Raw genomic sequence first — 19,909 nt, forward strand, 5'->3', positions numbered from 1 at the left:
CGAACGCGCTCGATTCCAGACGTCCGTGGCCCCGGGAACTGCTGGGCGCCGAACGCACGAGCGCAGCGGGGGTGGGCCCGCAACATGACTCGGGATGGCCGAATCACCGAGGTTGAGACCGGTGTGACGGATGAGGATTGGTCTGGCGTTCACCGGGTCGCGGCGCTGCAGTAGACGAGGATGTCCACCTTTTCCACAGGGTGGGGAACTTCCCGCTCCGGCAGCCGTGTTTGATAGCCGGCAGCCTGGGCCAGGGCGACGAGCCGGCGGCGTCCGTCGTGGATCTCCCGGCTGGTTGCCCCTGCGGTCGGCCGCCATTCAAGCCTGGCGCAGTAGGAGGCCAGCGGCGGCCACAGGGCGCTTTCGATCTCCCACAACACGAGGCGTGAGCCATCCTGGAGGCGGCCAGTGTCCCGCCGTTTCATGCCCAGGTCCTTCGTAAGCTGATCCAGAGGCGAGGTTTCCGACCAGTGGTAGGTACGCGGGGGCGGGACGTAGGCCCACGCGTCTTGAGGGCGCTCGGGCGGCGTCTTCCCCAGCGCCATGCGGTACACGAGCAGGTTGGCTTGCTCGTCCTTCGTCGGGTCGGCGGGCCGGCCTGCTCGCTCGACGATGTACCCCAGCGAGTGCAGCGCTGCCGATACGGCATCGAGGCGCATCGCCCAGTCCGATCCCACCTCGCGGTCGGGGAACCACTCGACCAGTACGCAGATGTCGGCGCCCTGTGGCCAGGAGCACTCGGGTGCGTACAGAGCCCTGCACCAGCCGTCGCCCGGCGCGATGTCGCGGCCGACGATGGAGAGGCCGTACTGCCGCCCGACCACGATCGGGTTGGCGCCGACTTTAAGCTGGTCCAGGTCGTGTTGGACGACCACGGGGGCCGTGCGATTGGGCCGTGCCCGGTCATATACGGGGCGAACGCCTTCTGCGCTGGTCATGTGTTTCCTCAGCGATGGATACAGGTGGGGTGAGGAGTGACGCACCCGGCCGCTGTCTGGGAACTCCATTCACCGGACGGCGGGCAGGTGATTGAACGGGGCGGTTGTTGGCTTCCGCCCAGAGCGCGCGACCGGGGCGCGGGGAGAGTGGTCCGCCTGAGAAGGAGGAGGCCCCAGCTCTGGGCGGCGATGGATTCGTCCGTTCTATTTCTGGATGAGTTCTGGGGGTGCGGAGGGGCGCAGCACTCCACCCTCGATGTAGGCCGTCTTGCCGGTTGCGAGGGCCTGCAGTCCGAGATGGGCCCGTAGTCGTGCACTCACGAACGCTGTGCACGGCGCCCGTGCACAGCCCATGCGCACCAGCTGACCGGCGGGACCCGTTGCCTCAGCTGATGCCCGGCCGCCACGAATGCGGCGTCGTCGTCCCTTCCTCGGCGAGGCAGTGCACGAGGCTCGCTCCTGCTGTGCTGACGGCCTGCGTCATCGTGGACAACACCGGCTCCGGCAGGATTCCCTGATCGAGCTCGCCTTCGCGGACGATCGCTTCCAGCTCACGGTGTGACCGCTCGCTGGCAGATAGGACGGATTGACGCAGGATCTGGCGCGCAGAGTACGCATCGCCCGCCTGCCTGGTGTCGTTGACGATCGCGTCGTGCAGGGGCTGTGCCTGGGCTTCGCAGCCTTCGGGAGTCAGAGCGATGGCCGCCAGGACCAGCCTCACCCGGAACATGCGTAGGTGCGGCGGGGCCGGCTCCAGGGCATCCCGCACGGCGCGCGCCACAGCCGTGAACCCGTCTGCCGTGGCGCGGCCCGCGAGGTGTTTGGCGTATTGGTGGAGGATCTGTGCGACGGCTCGTTCCCACGGTTCGGTGATCGTTGCCTTGTCGATCAAGGAGTGAGCTGTGTCCGGGGCGGTCGTGTGCAGGCTTGCCATGACGTGCGCTTGCCTGCTGTCGTGCAGGCGCTCGGGGGCCTGGTCGTAGACGGTTGCGTGCTCTGCCGCTTGTGGCCATTGGCCGGTGGAGACGAGGAGCCGGGTGCCGTCTTCGAGTAGGACGGTGCGTAGCCAGGGCCGGATGTGGTCCAGGGTCGCGTCGGTGGCGAAGCCCGTGAAGTTGATGGGGTGGCCGTGGACGGTCACGGGGCCGCCGTCGTGCACGGCGCGGTGCACGTTCATCAGCTGCTGGTAGGCGGCTCGCGGGTCTCCCGCTCGGGTGGTCAGCCGTACCAGGTTGACAATTGGCTGGAGGCAGGCGATGGCGGTATCCCCGGTGACGGGCCATGCCGGCTGGAAGAGGCGGAACTGACGCAGGCACAGGTCTGTTGCGAGGTCCGTCAGTCCGCAGTCGGAGGCGATGAGTGAGGACAGGTTCCAGGCAGCGCACGCGAGGTTGATCCGGTCGAGGAGTGGCCTGTCCTGTGTCGACTTCTCCGCGCAGCTGTGTACCTCTTCGACCCGGGCAGCGAAGCTGGGGTAGACGAGGTGGGACCGGCTGACCAGAGGGAACAGCCTGCCGAACCGGTGGGTCCTTGCCTGCGGGGGCGGCGCGGTCACGGCATCGGCCTTTCCGTGGAGTCAACGGGGTGCAGGATCGCGGTGCGGGCCGCGTGAGCGAGAACGCTCTGGGTGCGGGAGCGCAGACCTATCCGGTTCCAGTGGAAGATCACGTGGTAGGAGATGACCTCACGCAGGCCGCGGTCGAGGGTTCCGTCCCGGGCGGCTGTGCCGAGGTCTCTTCCCGCGTGCCGGAACGCGCGGACCCAGTCGGTGGCGGGCTTGAGCGTGCGGTCCGACTGGAGCATCGTGCCGGTGGCGCTGGTGTCGGCGAGGAGCAGCTGCCGCAGGCTCCCGGCCATGGCATGGACTTTGGCGGCCGGTACGTCCGGGGGGAGGGGCCGTTCCTTGGCGACGCGGTGCCAGACGTCGCCCTGCTCGTACCACTCCAGTCCTGCGGCACGCATCAGAGTGGCGCACAGCAGCAGCGACAGTTCCCGGCGGCCCAGGCCCCCTTGGGGCGTGGCGAGGATAGCCCGGCTGTCGGCGTGGAACAGGGCGTGGGCGATGGCCATGCTGGTGTCACCGCCGAACGCCGCGGCTTCGGGTTCGTAGATGCCCGGCCACCAGCGGTGGACTCGTCCGTCGGCAGTGAGTTCGTCCAACGTGTCGGCCAACGTCGAGGGAAGCTGTGCCCCGGGCGCTGGGAGCAGCCGCAGCCGCCAGCACGGGTGTTTGCGGATGAACCACCAGCCCGTGATCAGCCTGTCCTGTTGGGCAAGGTCCAGGATGGGGGCGATGTGGCCGGCCGCGGTCTGCTCGGCGTTGTCCCAGTCAGTGAACTGGACGTACAGCTGACGCCACTCCGGGGGCCCCGCCTGCTGAGCTAGTGCATGCTGTCCCGCTTCCTGGTAAACGGCGACGGCGGCGTCCAGGTCGGAGGGTTCGAGTCCGGCGTGGACTGCGGCACCGTCCGTGCTGGCGCCGGCTAGGACCTCCATCACTGCGTGCAGGGTCGTTTCCAGGTGGGCGGGCTGGTTCAGTCGATTAGGAGACATGCGTCCCATCCCGAGGTCGGCGCAGAGTCGTGGGCTGCGGTGGTCAGGGCGAGTGCGATGCCCGCGTTGCCTTGAAGGAGGCCAGGATCGGGGCCGGGGTGGGCGTGCTGTGTCAGGGCGGCTGTGAGGCCGGGCAGAGCGGTATTCAATGCCGGGGTGGCGGCGTCGTGGGCCGCGCGCCAGGCAGTCTGATAGGCGCCTGCCCAGCCGTGGCACAGCCCTCCATCGGCGAGCCGGTTCAGTTGCGCCGGGTCGGTCAGGCAGCGGGCCATGTCGTGCTCGAACTGATGCTGCAGCCGGGCGTTGCCGAGGGCGATCGAGGCGAGCTGCCCAGCGCGGGCGATGCCGGGTGTTCCGTAGCACCAGCTTGGACGGGCAGGCCCCGTCCGCATGGTGCGGCCAGTGCGCAGTTCTGCGGTGGTGAGGTGTTCCGGCCACCAGGGTCCGGCGGGACCCTCCTGCCGCCACTCGTCCATCCAGTCGACGATGGTGGCGATTGCCTCGGCCTGACCGTCCACGGTCACGCCCTGGCGGTGAGCGAGGGACAGCAGCATCAGCGGACCGGTGATGCCATGCGCTGCCCCCAGGTTGGCATGCCCCCCGGGGAAGTCACCGGAGGCGGTGAGGTCGGGGGCGTGGCCGACCCACCAGCCGGGCAGTTCGCCGTGGTGGTCATCGCGGACGGGACGGGTCAGCGCAACGAGGTAGGTGAGAACGCGTTCCATGGCGGTGCCCCTCGGAGCGCTGCGCAGCAGGTAGGAACCGATGCCGGTCAGCCCATAGAAGACGTCGTACTCGTGGAAGGTGGAGTGACGTCCGCTGCGTAGGCGGGTATCGGCGGCCTCAGCCCGGCGGTGGGCGAGATCGGCGATGTGCCTGTCCATGGCGTTGAGCACCTGGTGATAGCGGGTGGACTCGTCGGTGACGGCGCACAAGAGCATGAAGCCGATGGCTGGGACGCCCAGGTACAGGCCGGTGGTCTCAGCCGCGCTGACGTCTGTTGAGACGGCGGCCGTGATCCAGGTGTGGGCTTGGCGCCAGGTGCCGCGTCCGGTGCGGGCGCGTTCGATGTGGAGTAGAGCGGCACCAGCGGCGCCCGCGGCCAGGGACTGTGTTTGCCAGGGCTGGTCTTGGGGCGGCTGGTGGGGTGCGGCCAGGGATCGGGCGAAGGCGTCGACGATCGTGGCCGGGTCGGTTGTGGTTGTCACTGGCGTCCCTCCGCGTGGCGCAAGGCGCAGGTTCTCGCGAGCCGGCCGGTGGAACGTTCATGGTCGGAGTCGATAGGCAGCGCCCGGGTGCAGTGCTGGTTGAGCAGGGATCGCAGAACGGTATGCGGGTCCCGTTGGGAAGCCAGTTCGCTGCGGTAGGTGTGCAGGGCGGCGGCGCGGTCTTGCCAGGCGTCGGCAATGTCCCGGCCTGCGGGCAGAGACAGCAGGTGCGTACGGTCGGGAGCGGACAGGGCGATGGCCTGGCGGGTCAAGTCCCGGTCGAAGAGGCCGTGTTCGTGGGTCAGGGTGCGCGTAAGCCATGCGTCGGCTTGGCTCGGGTCGCCGATGAACTGAACGGCAAGGTCGTACATGCTGGCGGCGGTCAGGGCCTGGGAGGTCGGGCCGTCGGGGGCGGCGCGTAGCTGTGCGGCGCATGCGGCAGAGTCCGCGGCGAAGACGTCGTGTGCGGCGTCGAGCGCGGCGCCGTGTCCGTAGCGGCCGGTCTGTGGCAGGTAGGTGGTCAGCTCCAGGCGGGCGGCCAGACGCTGGTGATGCAGGGCGGCAGCCCAGTCGTGGAGCCGCGCGGCGGCGGGGCCGTAGTCGTCCGAGGCGGCCAGTTCCAGGTGCAGCGCCAGGTACTGGTCGGAGTCCGGGCTGTTGGTGTCGCGGTGACGCAGGAACCAGCAGCGCGGTGCGTTCTCGAACTGGCCGAGCAGTCCGGGTAGGTGGCCGGTGATGATCTCGGCGTACCGCTGGGGGTGGGCGTACAGGCGGGCGTGCAGGACGGTGGACCGGCCCGGCATCAGCGGGCTGATGGTGATGCGCTCGGGAAGAGACGGGAGGACGCCGGCGGGAGCGGAGTTCGCCAGGGGGATGAGGAGCTGGTGGGATCGGCCGATCCACGCCCGGTCTTGCGGCGTGGGGGTTTCCCGCAATTCGACAAGGTGGGTGCGGTCCAGGCAGGCGCGCAGCAGTGCGCGGGGAATCTGCTGGTCAAGGTCGACGGGTAGCTGCTGGTCGCTTTCGACCAGGGCGACGCGGGCAGGGACATGGAGCCTTGCGCGCCACCGGTCCAGGGCCTTCGCCCAGTCGGCCATGGGTGCGGAGCGTGCGGGAAGTTCTTCGGAGGACAGCAGCCAGCGGGCGGGTGCGAGGACGGTTCGTTTGTACCGGACCCGCGGCAGGTACGGCAGCGTCGCGGCGGCACCGAAGGCGAACGTCTTGTACGCGGCGCTGCGGGCGGTGTTGATCTCTGCCAAGAACCGGGCGAGCGGTGGCGTGTGGATGGACGCTTCCAGTGCGTGAGGGACGCGGGGCTCGATGTGCTGCCCGGTCGAGAGGCGCACCAGGTAGAAGCGGCGCGCATCGGCGGTGACTGCCAGGTCGGCGAGGGGGATCACGCCGGGGCCGGGTTCGTGGTACTCGCCGACGGGGATCGTGTGAGGCAGCAGCTGAGTGACACGGGCGACGTTCTCGTTGCGACGGCGGCGTGGGCTGAACGACAGCTGCGCCGGGATCGCGCCGGGGCTGGCGGTCGCGTAGCTGTCGGAGAGTGTGGATTGTGCTGAGGGCGGCAGGAGGTGGGCGAACCGGCCGAACATGCTGCTGCCCGGCCGGGGCGCTCCGGTGACCAGCAGCCGGTAGTCACCGCGCTGAACGGCTGCTGGTGTGGGGGCATGGATCTCAACGGCTAACTCTGCCCGCGGTACAGGCAAGAGCGGTTCGGAGTGGTCGGCGGTCAGGTCGGCGATCGTTGCCCGGCTGAGGACCAGCTCTCGGCCGGCGTCGAGCTTCACCTCCTGGAGGAGACGCAGGACCTTCTCATCCCGGTCAGTCAACTGGTACGGCGGCCGGGTGCGTTCGGAACCTAGGTAGCCGGCAGGTAAGCCGAGTCCGCTGTCGGCGGTCAGGTCCAGGACGGGGACAACGGCGCCGCTGCCGTACCGCTCAAGGAACCGATGGTGGTATTCACGCCAGCGGGGATATCCGTAGGGGTGGGGCGACAGCTGGTGCATGATCCCGGCGGCTTCGGCGGCCTCGGTAAGCAGAGCCTCGGGAATATGAGGGTCGCAGGCCAGCACGGTGTCGACCAGCACCGGGACCGCTGCGACGCGGCTGATGCGCTGCATGTTCTTCACGAGGCCGGAGCCGGGTTCCCACGGTGCTGAGTTGTCGGGGCGGTCGATTCGCTCGTGGATGGTTGCGACCTGGGCGGCGAGGTCGGTGACGTCAGGGATGCTGGCCGCGTCGGCTTTCTCCAGCTGACTGCACACATGTGCGAGCACGTCGATCGACGTCATGGGGGGCCACAGGCTGCTGATCAGGATGTGCTTGGCCAGCAGGTCGGAGATCAGTCCGGTGAGCTGAGCCGGGCGCGCGGTGGGGAATTGCTCGGCGAGATGGCGCAACAGCGCGGTGTATGTGATCGCAGTGTGAGCTGCGCCGAGCGCAGCGGCGACAGGCCGGGTACGGCGGATGGACAGCTCGACCGGTGCGTAGTTCTTGGTGTGCCCGTCGGTCGGCATTCCGTCCACCACGTGCCGGTCACCGCGTGACCGGCCGGTGTTGTTGGCGACGACTGTGAGCCGGGCAAGGAGGGTGGGGCTGCTCTCCAGCTGGGTGATGACGTCCGTCAGCCAGTTGGCATCGGGACGGAGAACTGTCCCGTATTCGCCTGCCCAGTCAACTCGGGCTGAGGTGGCCACGTGCACGGGGGTGACCCCGGCGAACACGCCGAAGGGCGTCGGTCGGTGATTCCAGCGGAGCAGGTACGCGGCCACGGACCGGATGGCGCGGCGGATGCGACGGCTGTCGGTGAGGGTGCCGTTGAGGATGTCGGTTACTCGCTGGCACAGGACGGGGCTGGCGGCGGCCAAGGCGTTCGGCAGCGGGTCGTGCCACACCTCGGCCAGCCACGCGCGTCCCTTGGCGGGGATGTCTGCGCTGTGCAGATCGAGATCCGGCACAGGTATCTGCCGGGGAGCGGTGGAGGCGCGCAGCAGTGCTCCCCGCTGCCACTGGTAGGTGATGGGTGATCTGTGTGCCACTGGTTCCCCTTCTTGATGGGGCGCGAGGTGTTGCCGGGGTGGCAACCGATCGGTTGCCACCCCGGAGACGTGATGGGGAGGAGCGGTTAGGCGGCGTCCTCGATCGTGGAGACGCAGGAGCTGGCGCCGTTGGCGCAGGTGTCACCGCAGCCGTCACTGGTGGGGCAGCTCAGATTGGTGATGGGGCTCTCGGAGATGACGACGTGGACATCCAGCTGGAACTCGTCGTCGGCGCGGTCGCCGCCCGGCAGCACGTTCAGCGTGGTGGCACGGTCGAGTACGGCAGTGGTCATGTGATCACTCTTTCTGTCCGATGGGATGGTGCAGGAGACCTGGCCCGGCGTCGCGTTACGCGACCGGCCAGGAGACTGAGATCCGGCTGTGCTTCTTGTCGATGATCCGGTCGCCGGGGATCCGGTCATCGGGCGTGGCAGCCGGGTAGACGGCGATGCGGGGGCCGGGAGCGTCGCGGTGTGCTTTGCCCCAGGTGCGGACGATGTCGGCCAGCCGCTCGGCGAAGCCGGAGCCGTCAGGCCCGTAGGCGTGGAACCCGAACTCTGCGTTGTTCTTGTCGGGGTCGCGGCGAACCACGATGTATCCGAAGTTCGGACCGTCGACAGCGACCATCGAGAATCCGAGGCCCGTGGGACCGATAGCTCCGGTAGTCAGCTCGGGGTCGATGGTCATGCTGCAATAGGTCGGCACGTGTGTCGCCAGATACATCTGGAGGGTGCCGATGGGCTCGCCGGTGCCAACGGTCACGCCTGTCCACGTCTCGGCGCGGGGCGTGTCCAGAACGCCGTCAAGTAGCGATGGGTTGGCGGGGGCCCCTTCATCGAAGTGCAGCGTGACCCCCTTGTCTCCGGGCAGCTGCATCACCTGCTGCCTGTGCGAGCCTGCGCCCTGTACCGAGACGAACCCGCACACGTGGGCGCTGGTGGCAACCAGATGGTCGCCCTGCCGCACGAATCCATAGGTGCGGGTCAGGCCGTTGATGCGGAGCGGCACGACGAGCCGGCCGCCGTCCCTAAGCTGCTCGGTCCAGGCGGGCGGGAGATCCCACGCCCCGACGGTCACGATGATCGCGTCGTAGGGGGCGTGGTCGGGAACGCCGTTCTCGGCGTCGGCAACGACGACCCGCACATTGGTGTGGTCGGTCGCATCCAGGAACTGCTGAGCGCGGGCGGCGGGCACCGGGTCGATGTCAACGGTGGTGACCTGCCCAGTGGGACCTGCCAGTTCGGCAATGTATGCAGCGTTCGGCCCGTTGGTGCCGATCTCCAGCACGCTGTCGCCGGGGCGGATGTCGGCCTGCTCCAGCTGCATCGCCTGGATCTGTGGGGCGGACACCGAGCTGGTGTGATTGCCGTGTTCGTCCTCCTGTGTGACCACAGGGTTGTAGGTGCTGTAGGCGTCGTCGAGTGACGCTTCCGGTACGGCCAGGTGCCGGGGCACCTTGCGCATGGCGGCCTCGACGCTGGGCGACACGATGGTGCCGTCCTCCTTGAGCTTGTCGACGACCTTGTTGCGCAGCTCGGTCGCGCGGTTCTCGTCGGGGTCCACGGTCACATCGGTCATAGAGGGGGTTCCTTCGCGGTATCTCGCACAACTGCACGGGTATATCGGCGCGTTGGCCTGTGGTCGACTGCGACGCTAGCCAGGTCGCTGGCCCTTGACGGGGGCTACGCGCCGCCGGGCGGAATGGCTTTCGGAGTACGACTGAAAAGCGGCCCCGGAGATCGTCACTGCTGTCCTTCCTCCTTTCGTTGAGGCGGGTATGCGTGGGGAGGAGCCCATGGGAGGGGGCCCCTCCCCACACGTCGTCCGGCACCGAGCCGTGTTCCAGACTCGGCTGCCGGGTGGTGCACCCGCCCGCCGTCCGGGACCGTCACGTACCAGGTCGGCGGGCGGGCGGTTGAGCGGGCCGGCCACATCTCTCTCACGGAGCGTGGCCGGGGCGCCCCAGGCGCCGCCTCCTCCTCCGCGGGGTGGTCTCGGGCCCTCCGCGCACGGGCACGGTGGTCCTCATGACCAGGAGGAGGCCCCAGTCTCGGTGCCGTGAGTCAGTGGCGACGTGCGGCACAGAAGTACAGGTCAGACGCCCGCAGGCTGGATCTCCGGGTGGGCCAGGTACGCGTCATGCATGGCTTCGGTGAACTCCTCGGAGGGCTTGTCGCCCGCTGCCTCCTCCGCACGGAAGGAGCCGAACCGCTTCCAGTACCGCCGGCCGATCTCACGCTCCATGACCTTCTCGGCGACGAAGCGCAACTGCTTCCCGCGGGTGATGCCCAACTTGTGCCTCAGCGAGAGCGCGCAGATCTGGTGGTTGGCGTCCAGGAGCTTCACGTACTCTTCGGTGCCCACGCCCGGGGGCGCCCACAGGGCCGCAAGGTCGGGGTGCGCAGTCAGGTGGGTGAGCCGGTTGAGCTGGATATGGGCGACAGTTACCTCGTTCCGCTGCCGCTGGTGCCGCTCCCTCTGCACAATCTGGACGGCGCCAACGGCGGCCAGAGCGGCAACGGCTACGTACTTGAACTTCATTGGGTTCCCTTCATTGTGGCGCCCTGTGATTGCTGGCGCGTGATGCGCACCAGCTCCTCGCTGACCGCTCCGGCAGCGCGGAGCAAACTCGTTACGAGGCGGGCGAGATTCTGTGCGCGGTGCGCGGCCGCCCACGGGGAGGCGGTCCCGGCCAACGGGTCCAGGTAGAGGCGCCGGGATGCTTCGCCGAGCGTGACCTGCGCACTACGAGCAGCGCCCGAGTCGGCGGGGAGGCTGAGACACTGGATGCACAGGTCGTTGGCGATGGTCCGGCCGTAACCGGTGAACCTCTCCGTGATGCTCAGCGCGTCCTCGACGGTGGGAAGACCCGAGGTATCCAGCTTCCAGGCGAGCGCCGTTTTGGCGAGAGCCCGGATCTCAACCTTGTCGGGGACCGTAGGCGTCAGCGCAGCCATTCGATCACCTGCTCCACGGTCAGGAACTGGTAGGTCCACGCCCGCGTGATCGCGTGAGCGCGGTTCCGCGCGCGCAAGTTCCCCAACAACTCGCGACCGTCCCGGCGGACGATGTCCACCTCCCGCTTCAGAACAGTGGCCATCTGCGCGGCCGTCATCTCCTGAGCGATGAGGGGCACGAGCTCGCGTTGTTCACGGGGCAGATACAGCGACCCGGGGTCCAACAGATTCGGCCGGTCGATGGCCTTCGTGGCGTAGGCGACGGCGAGTGCGGCAGCCGTCTCCCTCACGCCGTACAGCTTCCGCTTGGCGAGCTTGAGATAGCCCGAAGCCGTGCCCTCTCGGATCTGGAGGCTCAGCGCGACCTCGGCGATCATGCTGCCGTCGGCCAGGCCCTCCAGGACTTGCCGCTCCCTGGGCGCAAGGATGACCTTCGCTACGGTCGGGGGCATCAGGCCGCTGCCCCCTGCGCACGACGCTGCGCTGGGTCGATGACCTGTCCGTCAGGCAGGAGTTCACCGGTGTCTTCGAAGAGCAGGACGCCGTTGCACAGCAGGCTCCAGCCCTGCTCCGGGTGGTGAGCCACCGGGTGCGCGGCCTCCCGATCGGAAGCGTCGGGCGGCGGGCACGGGGGCTGATGCTTGCACATGGGAGAACTCCGGAATCGGGGGTGTGGTTACGCCGTCGGGGTGTGCAGGTTTGTCGCTACCGGCCGACCCGCTTCAGGGCAGGGAATGGCGGGCCGACCGGTAGCGCCGGGCACCCAGGGGTGGGGGTGCCGGTCTGGTCCCTCGCAGTGGCCGGCCGGCCACCGGCGCCAGCAGGGGGCGAGGCGTCGTCGTCTCCACCGAAGGCGACGACGCGGCGTGGCCTGGCTGATCACCAGCAGGCGATGCGCAGAGTGGAGGAGGACGCGCAGCCGCCGTCCTGCCGGGTAGCTCTGGCTCACATGGGTGCCGTCGACGAGAGCACATGCGTGTTCGACCACAGCCAGAGCCACTGAGGATTGTCGGGCGCGTCCGGTGCAAGCTGGCAGGAGATTGGCGATCACCGCTTCCACGGCCGGTACATGAAGGCTGGCGTAGATCGCGGCGTTGCCACCATTCAGGCATTCGCGCGCTGCGAGGATCACCTGGCGGGCATCCTCGCGCACCATCTGACGCTCATCGCCTTGCACTGCGGCGGTGATGGCCTCCAACAGGGTGGTCATTCCTCGTCGTCTCCCATCAGATCGAGAAGGGCGACGATCGCGAGGGCGTATCGGCGCAGGTACGACAGCGCCACGTCGGGAGCGGGGCGTTCGTTGCGCAGGGCGAGCAGCAGCCGCAGCTCCTCGGTGGGGTACAGGGCCACGCGGTGCGGAGCGATCTGCACGAGCTGGTGGGTGGCCCGGCGGAACCGGTCGGCGATCCGTGCCGCATCCTCAAGGCCCAGCGGGGCGACTTCCGGGGGCCGGCGGCGGGGGATCGGCAGGCCGATCCTGGCTAAGAGGCAGTCGAACTTCCGACTAGGGGCGGCGGGGCCAGGACGGTCGCTGAGGGCTTCCTCAAGGGTGGCGATCAGGTCGTCGGGGATCCCCTCGTCTGCAAGGGAGCGGGAAAGGAGGTGGGCGAGCCTGCGCTTCGCCACGTCCCTTTCGGTGACCTGTCGCCTTGACGGCGCGGTGGCTACCTCGACGGCGACCATCACGACCTCCCCGCGGGGACGCGGAACGCGGCCCACGTCGTCGTGCCGTCCTCGCTGACCCCCCAGTCCGTCGAGAAGAAGGCGACGATAAACATGCCGCGACCGGACTCGTCGTCATCGTCGGCGCATCGCAGTTCAGCGGGCTTGGAGTTCCCGTCGCTGACCTCGATGCGCAACTCGCGAGCGGCGAAGCGCACCCGCAGCCCAACCTCCCCAAAGCCGTGCTGGACGGCATTGGTGACCAACTCGGAGACGGCGAGCACGATGTACTCGGCCAGCGAGCCGCCCACGTCCCACTTCCGCAGGAAGGCGGCAGTGATCGTGCGCATGTGGCCGACGCGGGTCTTGTCCGGGGTGAACGACACCTCGAAGGCACCCGCGGTCTGCGACAGTGGCTTCGCCTGGGCGACCGATGCGACGGATGCGGCAGGGGTCATCGGAAACCTCCCAAGTGGGCGGTGCCGGGGAGCGTGCGGCATACGACTCCATTACGTCGGCCGGCACAACTCACCTCGTCGTTCCCTCGACGGGTTTCCAACGGGAGGGTCACCACGTGAGGCCTCATCGCTTCCTCCCCGCGGCCTCCGGCGTCACGAGCGCCACGAACCCGCCGTGGTGGCCGACCCGGTCGAGCTGGAACTCGTACTCGTCCAGGTGCTGGCTGATCTCCGTGTGCGTCAGCGCTACGACTCCGTCGACGTGACCGGCGCGGATCAGGTGCAGCACCCAACGCCAGCCGGGGCGGTGCATCGGGTCCGTCCTGCGGAGTCGGTCCGCGATACAGCGGTCGGCGCCGACCCTCCACCCTTTGCGGTGGGTGTACGCGCGGGCGGCGGCGAACGAGCGTGCCGGCTGCTCTCCAACAGGGTTGAGGCCGTACAGGCACACGCGCGGGGTACGACCGTGGGCTTCGAGCTGTGCCAGACGCTGGTTGAGGACCTCGCGGCGCTCGGCGCCGAGCAGTACGAGCTGGTCCGGCGAGATGCGGACCCGGTCAGGGTGCCACTGCTCGGCGGACCGCCGCTCGACGTCCATCCAGTCAGGGGTCTTGCGAGACCTCGGACGCTCGGGACTCCACGTCTCAGGCGGCGGGTACAGCGGCCACATGTAGACGAACGCCGCTCGGTCCAGGAACTCGGTCAGGGTGTCGGCAAGGGCGAGTGGCATCTACGACCTCCCCACAGCTGGCGCCTGCATCGCTGACACGCGCACCGCGGAGCTGCGGCTGAAGCCACCGGTTATGGCCACACGATGAAACTGCCGCTGGTCGGCGCTGTTCGGGCGGACAGCGCTCGGTCCGCTGGGTCTGGCAGTGGAGGCGTTCATGTGGGTGCTCCCGCTCGTCGTGAAGCTGGCCTACAAGAGCGAACCGCTTGAGCGGCGTAATTGGCATGGGGTCAAGGGACCGGAGGTGGTCAAGGTGGTCAAAGATCGTCCGCGGTCATCGATGCGGCACCACCCCGGCCGCGTCAGGGGGGCGGGCTGTAGTGGTCCGTGTAGGAATGCCCCTGCTGTCGGTGGCCCTCATTGACGAAGGCGAGCTGGAACGTGGTCATGGGCCTATCGCACCGCGCGTCCAAGCGGTCTGCCAGGGGAACCCAGAGGGGGAAATATCTGTCAAGGGGGAAACCAGAGGGGGGACTTGGGGCCATGATTGGATTCCGCCCACCCACAAAGGTCACACTCATGCCAGCAGATCCGTTCGCCGAACTGCTCTTACGTCTCCGCTCGGAGACTGGACGCACACAGGAGCAGCAGGCAGCCGCGATCAACGCTGTTTCCGGCCGGGACACCATGACCCGGCGGGAGATCAACCGCTACGAACACGGCGAGAACATCCCCACCAACCACACACTCAGCCACATTGCGGTGGCCTGCGGCTTTTCCCCTGAAGAACTGCAGCGGGAGGCAGCAGGCGCCCGCGCTCGGCGGAGGAAGGTGGGTCGCCGCGAAGGGGAGGACCTGGACGACGTGAAACGCCGCACGCTACTTGGGGGCGCAATCCTCGGCGCGGCCTCCGCTGCCGAGCCATGGGGCCGCCTTGCTCAAGCCCTAGGCAAGGGTGCCAAGATCGATTCAGCCGCAGCGAGCTCTCTCATTGACCGAGCCAGTGCTCTCCATGTGAGCGAGCACCACCTCACGGCCCGCCAGCTTCAGGGCATGGTGGAGTCGCACCTTGACGCGATCACCGCCGCGCTACCGCGCGCTGGCACACACGAGCGGGCTCTGACGATCGCTGCCGGAGAAACAGCTGCTCTGGCCGGATGGGTCGCCTGGGACTTGGGCGACTACGACAGCGCTCGCGCCTACTACGACGTCACGGAGGACTGCGCAGAGTCTGCCGGGCACCCACCGCTGAGGGCGCTGGCTCTGGCCTATGCCAGCTACGGAGCTGCTACGCCGGAGAAGGCGGTGCAGCTTCTGGCTCAAGCTGCCAAGGACGTGCGGGGGCACGGCAATGCCACCGCTGCCGCCTGGGTTCATGGCCGGTACGCAGAGGAAGCAGCGAATGTCGGAGACAGCACAGGTGCTCTGCGAGCCCTGGATCGCGCCCGGATCGTGTACGACTTCGCCGATCACGCCAATGAACAAGCATGGGTGCGCTTTGTAACCCCGTACCGCGTCGACTCGCTGGCGCTGTCGGTGTACGGGCAGCTGAGGCGAAAGGAGCTGACCACAACAGCAGAAACCGCAGTCAGCCGACTGGGCGGAGCTCTACCGGACTCAGGCGTCGTCGTCCTGGGGGACCTCGCCTCAGCGCTGTTGCGTGGCGGCGATGTGGACCAAGGCGTCTACGTGTCACGCCAGTTTGCGGCCGCAGCAGAAGCTCGGCCGAACACCATGGGAAGGGGCCGTGCGCAGGTCATTGCTGCCGCCCTCCCCGATAGTGAGCATGAACTCGCCCGACATCTCGAGCAGTTCGCGGCCTGATCCGCGCGTAGGCCGCCTGTGAGCGTCCGTGCCGCTAGCTCGACCGGACGCTCACCGCAGGGCTACTGTGCTGCCGACTCGTCGACCACCCACGACAGGTAAGCCTCAGACCCGCCGGTGACCGGAAGGGTGATCCACTCCGGAACCTCGTAGCTGTGCTCCCTGGCCACCCATGCTTCAAGTTCTGGAAGCCGGTCGGTGGTCGTCTTGTAGGAGAGGCGCCATTCCTGAGCAGTCTCGATCGTGCCCTTCCAACGGTAGACCGCGGTGAACGGTTGATCGATGTGGGCGCAGGCCGCCAGCCGGCCCTCGACTGCGCCGCGCGCCAGCGCCTTCGCCTGTTCCTCGTTGTCGATGGTCGTCTGCGCAATCACAATCTCGCTCGCCATGCAACGCCCTCTCCTGGTCGGTGTACTGCGACCCTACCCAGTCGACTCGACCGGTCAGCTGTCGCACCTGATGCTGTGCGCGAACATGGCGAGGGCGCACCGGCGGAAGACGGAGCCACTGTCCGGCACCATGAAGGCAGCGACCTCCGAACGGCTGGCCATCCTGAGCTGAACGTCGCCGAGCGGATGACTAGGAGCCCAGGGGATGGGTGCTTTCCGCCACCTCGACTGCGCCAAGGGGAAGTTGAGTACTACGTTGGATCTGCGCCCGTCCCTGAACTACTTCCGGGGCGGGTCCGGTCAACGTGGTCAAAGATCGTTTTCAGTGGCGGGGGCGCAAGATGGCGCGCGAGAGAAACGAGCGGCTGGCCGCACTCCTCCTAGAAGCTCGCTGGTCACGAGCGCAGGCAACAGCCGCGTACAACCGGGTCGCCGTTGAGACGCTGAATGGCGAGGTGCGGGAGAACTCCAAGATCGGACGCTCCCACGTAAGCATGTGGGTAGGAGGCGTCCAGCCGTCGGGGATCGCGCCCGCTATCTTGTGCCAGGCGCTGTCCCGACGATTGAAGCGTGAGATCACGCCACAAGAGATCGGGTTCGCAGCTTCCGCCTCGCCAGCGCAGGAGGCGCTGGACTGGCGCGTCGATCCATTGATCGCGCTGAACGACTTGGGGAGTGGCGTGGACACGGACCGGCGTCGGCTGTTGGCGGGCGGGGTGTACTCCGCGGCGGCCCTGATCCTGCCCGACGAGACATGGTGGGACGCTATGGCCCAACCGCCGGCCGAGGAGCCCCCGGCGGGCAAACGCGTCGGCCGCGGAGACGTTGAGACCGTACGAGAGCTGACGCAGGCGTTCTCACGCATGGATCAGCGGCGCGGTGGCGGCCACGGCCGACGCGCCGTCGACGAGTACCTAAAGACCGAAGCGCACGACTTCCTCCGGGGCCGATTCGCCAACGACCAGACGCGGCGCGCGATGTTCTCAGCCTCCGCCGAGCTTGCGTACGTGTCGGGCTGGATGGCCTTCGACAACAGCGAGCACACGATCGCCCTCCAGCGCTTCAACACAGCGGTGAAGCTGGCGGCCCGCTCCGGCGACGCGCCCCTGAGCGGGCACATCCTGCGGGCCATGGCGCACCAGGCACTCGACATGGGCTTTCGACGCGAAGCCCTCCAGATCGCGCAGGCTTCAGTGCACGGCGAGCGCTACACCGCCGCCACCCCCCGCGAGCGAGCGCTCCTCGGCGTGGTGCACGCGCGGACCCTCGCCGCGAACAGCCGCAGACAGGAGGCGGCACGGGCTCTGCTGCGCGCGGAAGAGGACCTGTCGAATGCCCACGACGGGATCAGGGAGCCGGACAGGACGTTCTTCTTCGGCGAAGCATCCTTGGCCCACGAGACCGCGTGCACCCTGCGCGACCTCGGCGATCATCAGCGGGCGGTAAAGGAGTTCCGGCGGTCCGTGCGCACCCGCGGGGCTGCGTTCCGTCGCACGCACGCGGTCACCCTCGGGTACATGGGCGCGACGCAGATCGCCCAGGGCGGTGTCGAGGAGGCATGCGCAACGTGGACCAGCGTCCTGGACGCGATGGAGGACGGGATCTACTCGGGACGGGCCCGCCAGAGGGTCGTCGACATGCGCCACCTGCTCTCGCCCTACCGCAAGCGAGGCATCCCGGCCGTCGGCGTGCTCGACGCCCGTGCGGCCTCGTACCTGGCCCAAGTAGATTGATCACAAGCATCGTTAAGACCGAGTCGAAGGGCTGGGGCCATGGCCTTGGAGATCAAGCCGATCGGGGAAGTCGTCGCGGGCCGCACCCAGGTGTCCGATGACTACTGGGGCGGCATTGAGTCGGTGATCCAGATCGACGAGGCCGAGTTCCCCACCGACTCCGTACAGGGCCTGGAGGAGTTCTCCCACCTGGTGGTCGTGTGGCACTTCGACCAGGCATCACCCGGTGATGTCGAGTACCACGCCCGCAGTCCGCGGGGAAACTCCCGGTGGCCGGCCACCGGGACGTTCGCTCACCGCAACCACCGGCGCCCCAACCAGCTGGCGCAGAGCTTCCCGCGCTTGCTGGAAGTCGATGGCCTTCGACTCCGGGTGACCGATCTGGACGCGGTGGTCGGCACGAAGATCTACGACGTGTCGCCGTTCTTCACCGAGATGGGGCCGCGCGGCCCAATCCGTGAGCCCGCCTGGCCGGGCGAGATGCTGGCGGACTACTGGGCAGACAAGGGCTGACTAGATCACCGCTGTAGGGCCCGCGATTCCGTGAGCACTGTCCGAGCAAATCTGGTGATCACGAGCTAGCCCAACGACCTGCCCGGCGTCGCGGAGGGCAGATTGCCGAGGCGGGGTGCGGGTTCGGTGCAGCCCAGTACGTTCGCGCCCTCTGCGACCCCGGTGCCCTGTTCGCCAAGGACCAGGTCCGAACCGGGCTCACACGCAGTGAAGGCCCGGTGGATGCCGGGCCTTCACTTCTGAGTAGCGGGGACAGGATTTGAACCTGCGACCTCTGGGTTATGAGCCCAGCGAGCTACCGAGCTGCTCCACCCCGCGTCGGTACGGTCGACTGTACGGCACCGATCTGGATCGGCCCAATCGACTCTCGCCCGCGCTCAGGCTGAGCCCGATTGCCCTTGATCGACCGACATGGCCGCTGGTCATCCAGTCCGGATCCTGACGTTCCCGCAGAACCAGTGCTCACGGAATTGCGGATCCTGCAACCGCCTTCAATGGGTGCTCCGCGTGGTCGGCCCACGTGGCGGCCCGCTCGGTGAGCTTCTGCAGGTGCTCGTCCACCCTGGCCCCGTCGTTGGCGTACGCGGCCTCGGTGAGCACTTGGTGCAGACGCATCGCCTCCCTCAGTTCATCGGCGTAGCGCCGCACGGCGCCTTCGCCGCGGCCTTCCTCGTACTTCTTTCGCATCTCCTCGTCGAGCCGGTCGGCGATGAACGTATAGAGCTGGGTGCCGGTCTGCTGGCTCATGGCGGCGCCTTCTAGTTCTGGCTGTGCGATCTTGTGGCCGTACATCGGGACCTTGGCGAAGGGGTCTCGCTTGCCCTGCCTTGCTGCGCGGGCATACACCTTGCGCGGGACGGGTGAGCCCTTCGCCCAGCGGCCTGCCTCTTCCAGTTCCTCGTCGGTGGCGTCGTTCTCGGCGAGGTCGGTCGCGCCGCCGGCCCGCAGGCCCTGGGAACTGACCGGCCGTCCGTCGCTGACGAGCCCGGCCCTGGCGAACCAGAGCTGCACGCGCTCGTTGACGGTGTGGCCACGCAGGTACACGCCCCGCACGGTGGCCGTCTTCTGCCGGGTCTCCAGTGAGGCGACCGTGCCGTCCTTGAGCAGGTGGCGGAGCAGCGGGCCCTTGGTGACGCCCTGGGAGGCCAGGTAGGAGATCCACCGCCGCACCCTGGCGACGAGCCGCAGGTCGGGCCGGTCGTGCAGGATGATCTCCTGCTCCTCGTCCTGGTGCGTCTTGTCCTTCACGACCCACACCTTGATCCGGTCGTCGAGAATCGTGAGGTCTTCGATGTCGACGTCCGCGTCCTCGATACGGCGGCCGAGGAACCGGTAGCCGAAGGCGAACAGTGCGGCGTCGCGCCATCCGATCGGGCGGCCGTCCGCCTCGGCCGTCTCCATCATCGGGATGAGATACGGCAGCGTGATGGGAAACGCCTGCTTGATGCGCGACGCCTTCTTGTTCTTCTTCCGGTAGTCCCGCAGGAGTTGCAGGTAGAGGCTGTTGTCCGGCTTCAGGCCCACGGGCATCGACGTGCGGATGCGCGACATGTAATTGCGGATCGTGGACAGCTTCAGGCCCCGGCCCATCAGGTGCCGGCCGTACTCCGTGTACGTGGCCGTCGTGCATGGGATGGCCACTCGCCACTCGCTGGCGCACCAGGTCCGGAAGGCGCGCATCGGGCCGGCTTCTTGGCCCTCTGCCTCGTCGAGCGCGCGGGCGGTCTCCTCGGAGACGTACAAGTCCCGCTCTGTGTACTGGGGGCCGTTTCCGGCGGTGGGTATCTCCTGGCCGGGTCGGAGCACGGTGTGGTGATCGACGAGTGGCCTTCCGGCCGGAGGGGTGGCGGGTGCCGGGCCCTCGTCATCAATGAGTTCGGCGTCGACGATCTCGACGAGCTCTACCGGCGCGGTCACAATTCCCCCTGGTCAAGCGGCAAGTGACTCAAGATTA

General features: G+C 68.1%; 20 protein-coding genes and 1 tRNA gene. 4 read left to right on the forward strand and 17 right to left on the reverse strand.

Annotation, left to right across the window (positions count from 1 at the left end):
- Nucleotides 1–149 precede the first annotated feature (149 nt).
- From ACGFML_RS34340 to ACGFML_RS34405, 14 genes are all read right to left on the reverse strand, one after another.
- Nucleotides 150–938, reverse strand: coding sequence for a hypothetical protein (locus ACGFML_RS34340; RefSeq protein WP_393549577.1), 789 nt, complete (start codon nt 936–938; stop codon nt 150–152).
- A gap of 385 nt (nt 939–1,323) precedes the next feature.
- On the reverse strand, nt 1,324–2,493 hold the full coding sequence (locus ACGFML_RS34345) for a hypothetical protein (protein ID WP_393549578.1): 1,170 nt from the start codon (nt 2,491–2,493) through the stop codon (nt 1,324–1,326).
- Nucleotides 2,490–3,491, reverse strand: coding sequence for a thiopeptide-type bacteriocin biosynthesis protein (locus ACGFML_RS34350; RefSeq protein ID WP_393549579.1), 1,002 nt, complete (start codon nt 3,489–3,491; stop codon nt 2,490–2,492). The genes ACGFML_RS34345 and ACGFML_RS34350 overlap by 4 nt, the downstream gene beginning before the upstream one ends.
- Nucleotides 3,473–4,699 carry a lanthionine synthetase C family protein gene (locus ACGFML_RS34355; protein WP_393549580.1) on the reverse strand — a complete coding sequence of 409 codons (1,227 nt, stop codon included), beginning with the start codon at nt 4,697–4,699 and terminating at the stop codon, nt 3,473–3,475. The genes ACGFML_RS34350 and ACGFML_RS34355 overlap by 19 nt, the downstream gene beginning before the upstream one ends.
- Nucleotides 4,696–7,746, reverse strand: coding sequence for a lantibiotic dehydratase (locus tag ACGFML_RS34360; protein WP_393549581.1), 3,051 nt, complete (start codon nt 7,744–7,746; stop codon nt 4,696–4,698). The genes ACGFML_RS34355 and ACGFML_RS34360 overlap by 4 nt, the downstream gene beginning before the upstream one ends.
- Before the next feature lie 86 nt (nt 7,747–7,832).
- Complete coding sequence (locus tag ACGFML_RS34365; RefSeq protein WP_393549582.1) at nt 7,833–8,039, reverse strand: FxLD family lanthipeptide; 207 nt, start codon at nt 8,037–8,039, stop codon at nt 7,833–7,835.
- Between the two features lie 55 nt (nt 8,040–8,094).
- Nucleotides 8,095–9,324, reverse strand: coding sequence for a methyltransferase, FxLD system (gene fxlM / locus ACGFML_RS34370; protein ID WP_393549583.1), 1,230 nt, complete (start codon nt 9,322–9,324; stop codon nt 8,095–8,097).
- A 516-nt stretch (nt 9,325–9,840) separates the two neighbouring features.
- Nucleotides 9,841–10,287, reverse strand: coding sequence for a DUF6082 family protein (locus ACGFML_RS34375; RefSeq protein WP_393549584.1), 447 nt, complete (start codon nt 10,285–10,287; stop codon nt 9,841–9,843).
- The gene (locus ACGFML_RS34380) at nt 10,284–10,703 is read right to left on the reverse strand and encodes a DUF6415 family natural product biosynthesis protein (protein ID WP_393549585.1); all 420 of its coding nucleotides are present in this window, start codon (nt 10,701–10,703) and stop codon (nt 10,284–10,286) included. Before ACGFML_RS34380 ends, ACGFML_RS34375 begins: the two co-directional genes overlap by 4 nt.
- Nucleotides 10,691–11,155, reverse strand: coding sequence for a LuxR C-terminal-related transcriptional regulator (locus tag ACGFML_RS34385; protein ID WP_393549586.1), 465 nt, complete (start codon nt 11,153–11,155; stop codon nt 10,691–10,693). Before ACGFML_RS34385 ends, ACGFML_RS34380 begins: the two co-directional genes overlap by 13 nt.
- The gene (locus tag ACGFML_RS34390) at nt 11,155–11,352 is read right to left on the reverse strand and encodes a DUF5999 family protein (RefSeq protein ID WP_393549587.1); all 198 of its coding nucleotides are present in this window, start codon (nt 11,350–11,352) and stop codon (nt 11,155–11,157) included. Before ACGFML_RS34390 ends, ACGFML_RS34385 begins: the two co-directional genes overlap by 1 nt.
- A 557-nt stretch (nt 11,353–11,909) precedes the next feature.
- Nucleotides 11,910–12,332, reverse strand: coding sequence for a hypothetical protein (locus tag ACGFML_RS34395; RefSeq protein ID WP_393549588.1), 423 nt, complete (start codon nt 12,330–12,332; stop codon nt 11,910–11,912).
- A 56-nt stretch (nt 12,333–12,388) separates the two neighbouring features.
- Nucleotides 12,389–12,826, reverse strand: coding sequence for an ATP-binding protein (locus tag ACGFML_RS34400; RefSeq protein WP_393549589.1), 438 nt, complete (start codon nt 12,824–12,826; stop codon nt 12,389–12,391).
- Nucleotides 12,827–12,950: 124 nt separating this feature from the next.
- A complete protein-coding gene (locus ACGFML_RS34405) occupies nt 12,951–13,556 on the reverse strand; it encodes a hypothetical protein (RefSeq protein ID WP_393549590.1) in 606 nt (201 codons plus the stop codon).
- Between the two features lie 519 nt (nt 13,557–14,075).
- Here ACGFML_RS34405 and ACGFML_RS34410 point away from each other — a divergent pair.
- Nucleotides 14,076–15,320 (forward strand): helix-turn-helix domain-containing protein, encoded by a 1,245-nt coding sequence (locus ACGFML_RS34410; protein ID WP_393549591.1) that lies wholly within the window; start codon nt 14,076–14,078, stop codon nt 15,318–15,320.
- A 62-nt stretch (nt 15,321–15,382) separates the two neighbouring features.
- Here ACGFML_RS34410 and cutA read toward each other — a convergent pair whose 3' ends face one another.
- Nucleotides 15,383–15,709, reverse strand: coding sequence for a divalent-cation tolerance protein CutA (cutA, locus tag ACGFML_RS34415; protein ID WP_393549592.1), 327 nt, complete (start codon nt 15,707–15,709; stop codon nt 15,383–15,385).
- Here cutA and ACGFML_RS34420 point away from each other — a divergent pair.
- The 3 genes from ACGFML_RS34420 (at nt 15,708) to ACGFML_RS34430 (ending at nt 17,955) form a co-directional block, all read left to right on the forward strand.
- Nucleotides 15,708–15,881 carry a hypothetical protein gene (locus ACGFML_RS34420; protein WP_393549593.1) on the forward strand — a complete coding sequence of 58 codons (174 nt, stop codon included), beginning with the start codon at nt 15,708–15,710 and terminating at the stop codon, nt 15,879–15,881. The genes cutA and ACGFML_RS34420 overlap by 2 nt on opposite strands.
- Before the next feature lie 169 nt (nt 15,882–16,050).
- Entirely contained in the window at nt 16,051–17,442 is a 1,392-nt protein-coding gene (locus ACGFML_RS34425; protein ID WP_393549594.1) for a Tat pathway signal protein, read from the forward strand.
- 39 nt (nt 17,443–17,481) lie between these two features.
- Nucleotides 17,482–17,955, forward strand: a complete 474-nt coding sequence (locus ACGFML_RS34430; RefSeq protein ID WP_393549595.1) for a TrmO family methyltransferase — start codon at nt 17,482–17,484, stop codon at nt 17,953–17,955.
- A 244-nt stretch (nt 17,956–18,199) separates the two neighbouring features.
- Here the strand turns inward: ACGFML_RS34430 and ACGFML_RS34435 are convergent.
- Nucleotides 18,200–18,273, reverse strand: a tRNA-Met gene (locus ACGFML_RS34435).
- A gap of 144 nt (nt 18,274–18,417) precedes the next feature.
- A complete protein-coding gene (locus tag ACGFML_RS34440) occupies nt 18,418–19,872 on the reverse strand; it encodes a hypothetical protein (RefSeq protein WP_393549596.1) in 1,455 nt (484 codons plus the stop codon).
- Nucleotides 19,873–19,909 lie beyond the last annotated feature (37 nt).

It is taken from the genome of Streptomyces sp. NPDC048650, from assembly GCF_043199095.1.
Lineage (GTDB): Bacteria > Actinomycetota > Actinomycetes > Streptomycetales > Streptomycetaceae > Streptomyces.

Excerpts from the sequence above, each read along its gene's own strand:
- ACGFML_RS34385 (WP_393549586.1), bottom strand. The coding sequence starts at position 11,155 with ATGCCCCCGACCGTAGCGAAGGTCATCCTTGCGCCCAGGGAGCGGCAA.
- cutA (WP_393549592.1), bottom strand. The coding sequence starts at position 15,709 with ATGGCGAGCGAGATTGTGATTGCGCAGACGACCATCGACAACGAGGAA.
- ACGFML_RS34375 (WP_393549584.1), bottom strand. The coding sequence starts at position 10,287 with ATGAAGTTCAAGTACGTAGCCGTTGCCGCTCTGGCCGCCGTTGGCGCC.
- ACGFML_RS34365 (WP_393549582.1), bottom strand. The coding sequence starts at position 8,039 with ATGACCACTGCCGTACTCGACCGTGCCACCACGCTGAACGTGCTGCCG.
- ACGFML_RS34350 (WP_393549579.1), bottom strand. The coding sequence starts at position 3,491 with ATGTCTCCTAATCGACTGAACCAGCCCGCCCACCTGGAAACGACCCTG.
- ACGFML_RS34430 (WP_393549595.1), top strand. The coding sequence starts at position 17,482 with ATGGCCTTGGAGATCAAGCCGATCGGGGAAGTCGTCGCGGGCCGCACC.
- ACGFML_RS34340 (WP_393549577.1), bottom strand. The coding sequence starts at position 938 with ATGACCAGCGCAGAAGGCGTTCGCCCCGTATATGACCGGGCACGGCCC.
- ACGFML_RS34390 (WP_393549587.1), bottom strand. The coding sequence starts at position 11,352 with ATGTGCAAGCATCAGCCCCCGTGCCCGCCGCCCGACGCTTCCGATCGG.
- fxlM (WP_393549583.1), bottom strand. The coding sequence starts at position 9,324 with ATGACCGATGTGACCGTGGACCCCGACGAGAACCGCGCGACCGAGCTG.
- ACGFML_RS34420 (WP_393549593.1), top strand. The coding sequence starts at position 15,708 with ATGCAACGCCCTCTCCTGGTCGGTGTACTGCGACCCTACCCAGTCGAC.
- ACGFML_RS34425 (WP_393549594.1), top strand. The coding sequence starts at position 16,051 with ATGGCGCGCGAGAGAAACGAGCGGCTGGCCGCACTCCTCCTAGAAGCT.
- ACGFML_RS34410 (WP_393549591.1), top strand. The coding sequence starts at position 14,076 with ATGCCAGCAGATCCGTTCGCCGAACTGCTCTTACGTCTCCGCTCGGAG.
- ACGFML_RS34380 (WP_393549585.1), bottom strand. The coding sequence starts at position 10,703 with ATGGCTGCGCTGACGCCTACGGTCCCCGACAAGGTTGAGATCCGGGCT.
- ACGFML_RS34405 (WP_393549590.1), bottom strand. The coding sequence starts at position 13,556 with ATGCCACTCGCCCTTGCCGACACCCTGACCGAGTTCCTGGACCGAGCG.
- ACGFML_RS34400 (WP_393549589.1), bottom strand. The coding sequence starts at position 12,826 with ATGACCCCTGCCGCATCCGTCGCATCGGTCGCCCAGGCGAAGCCACTG.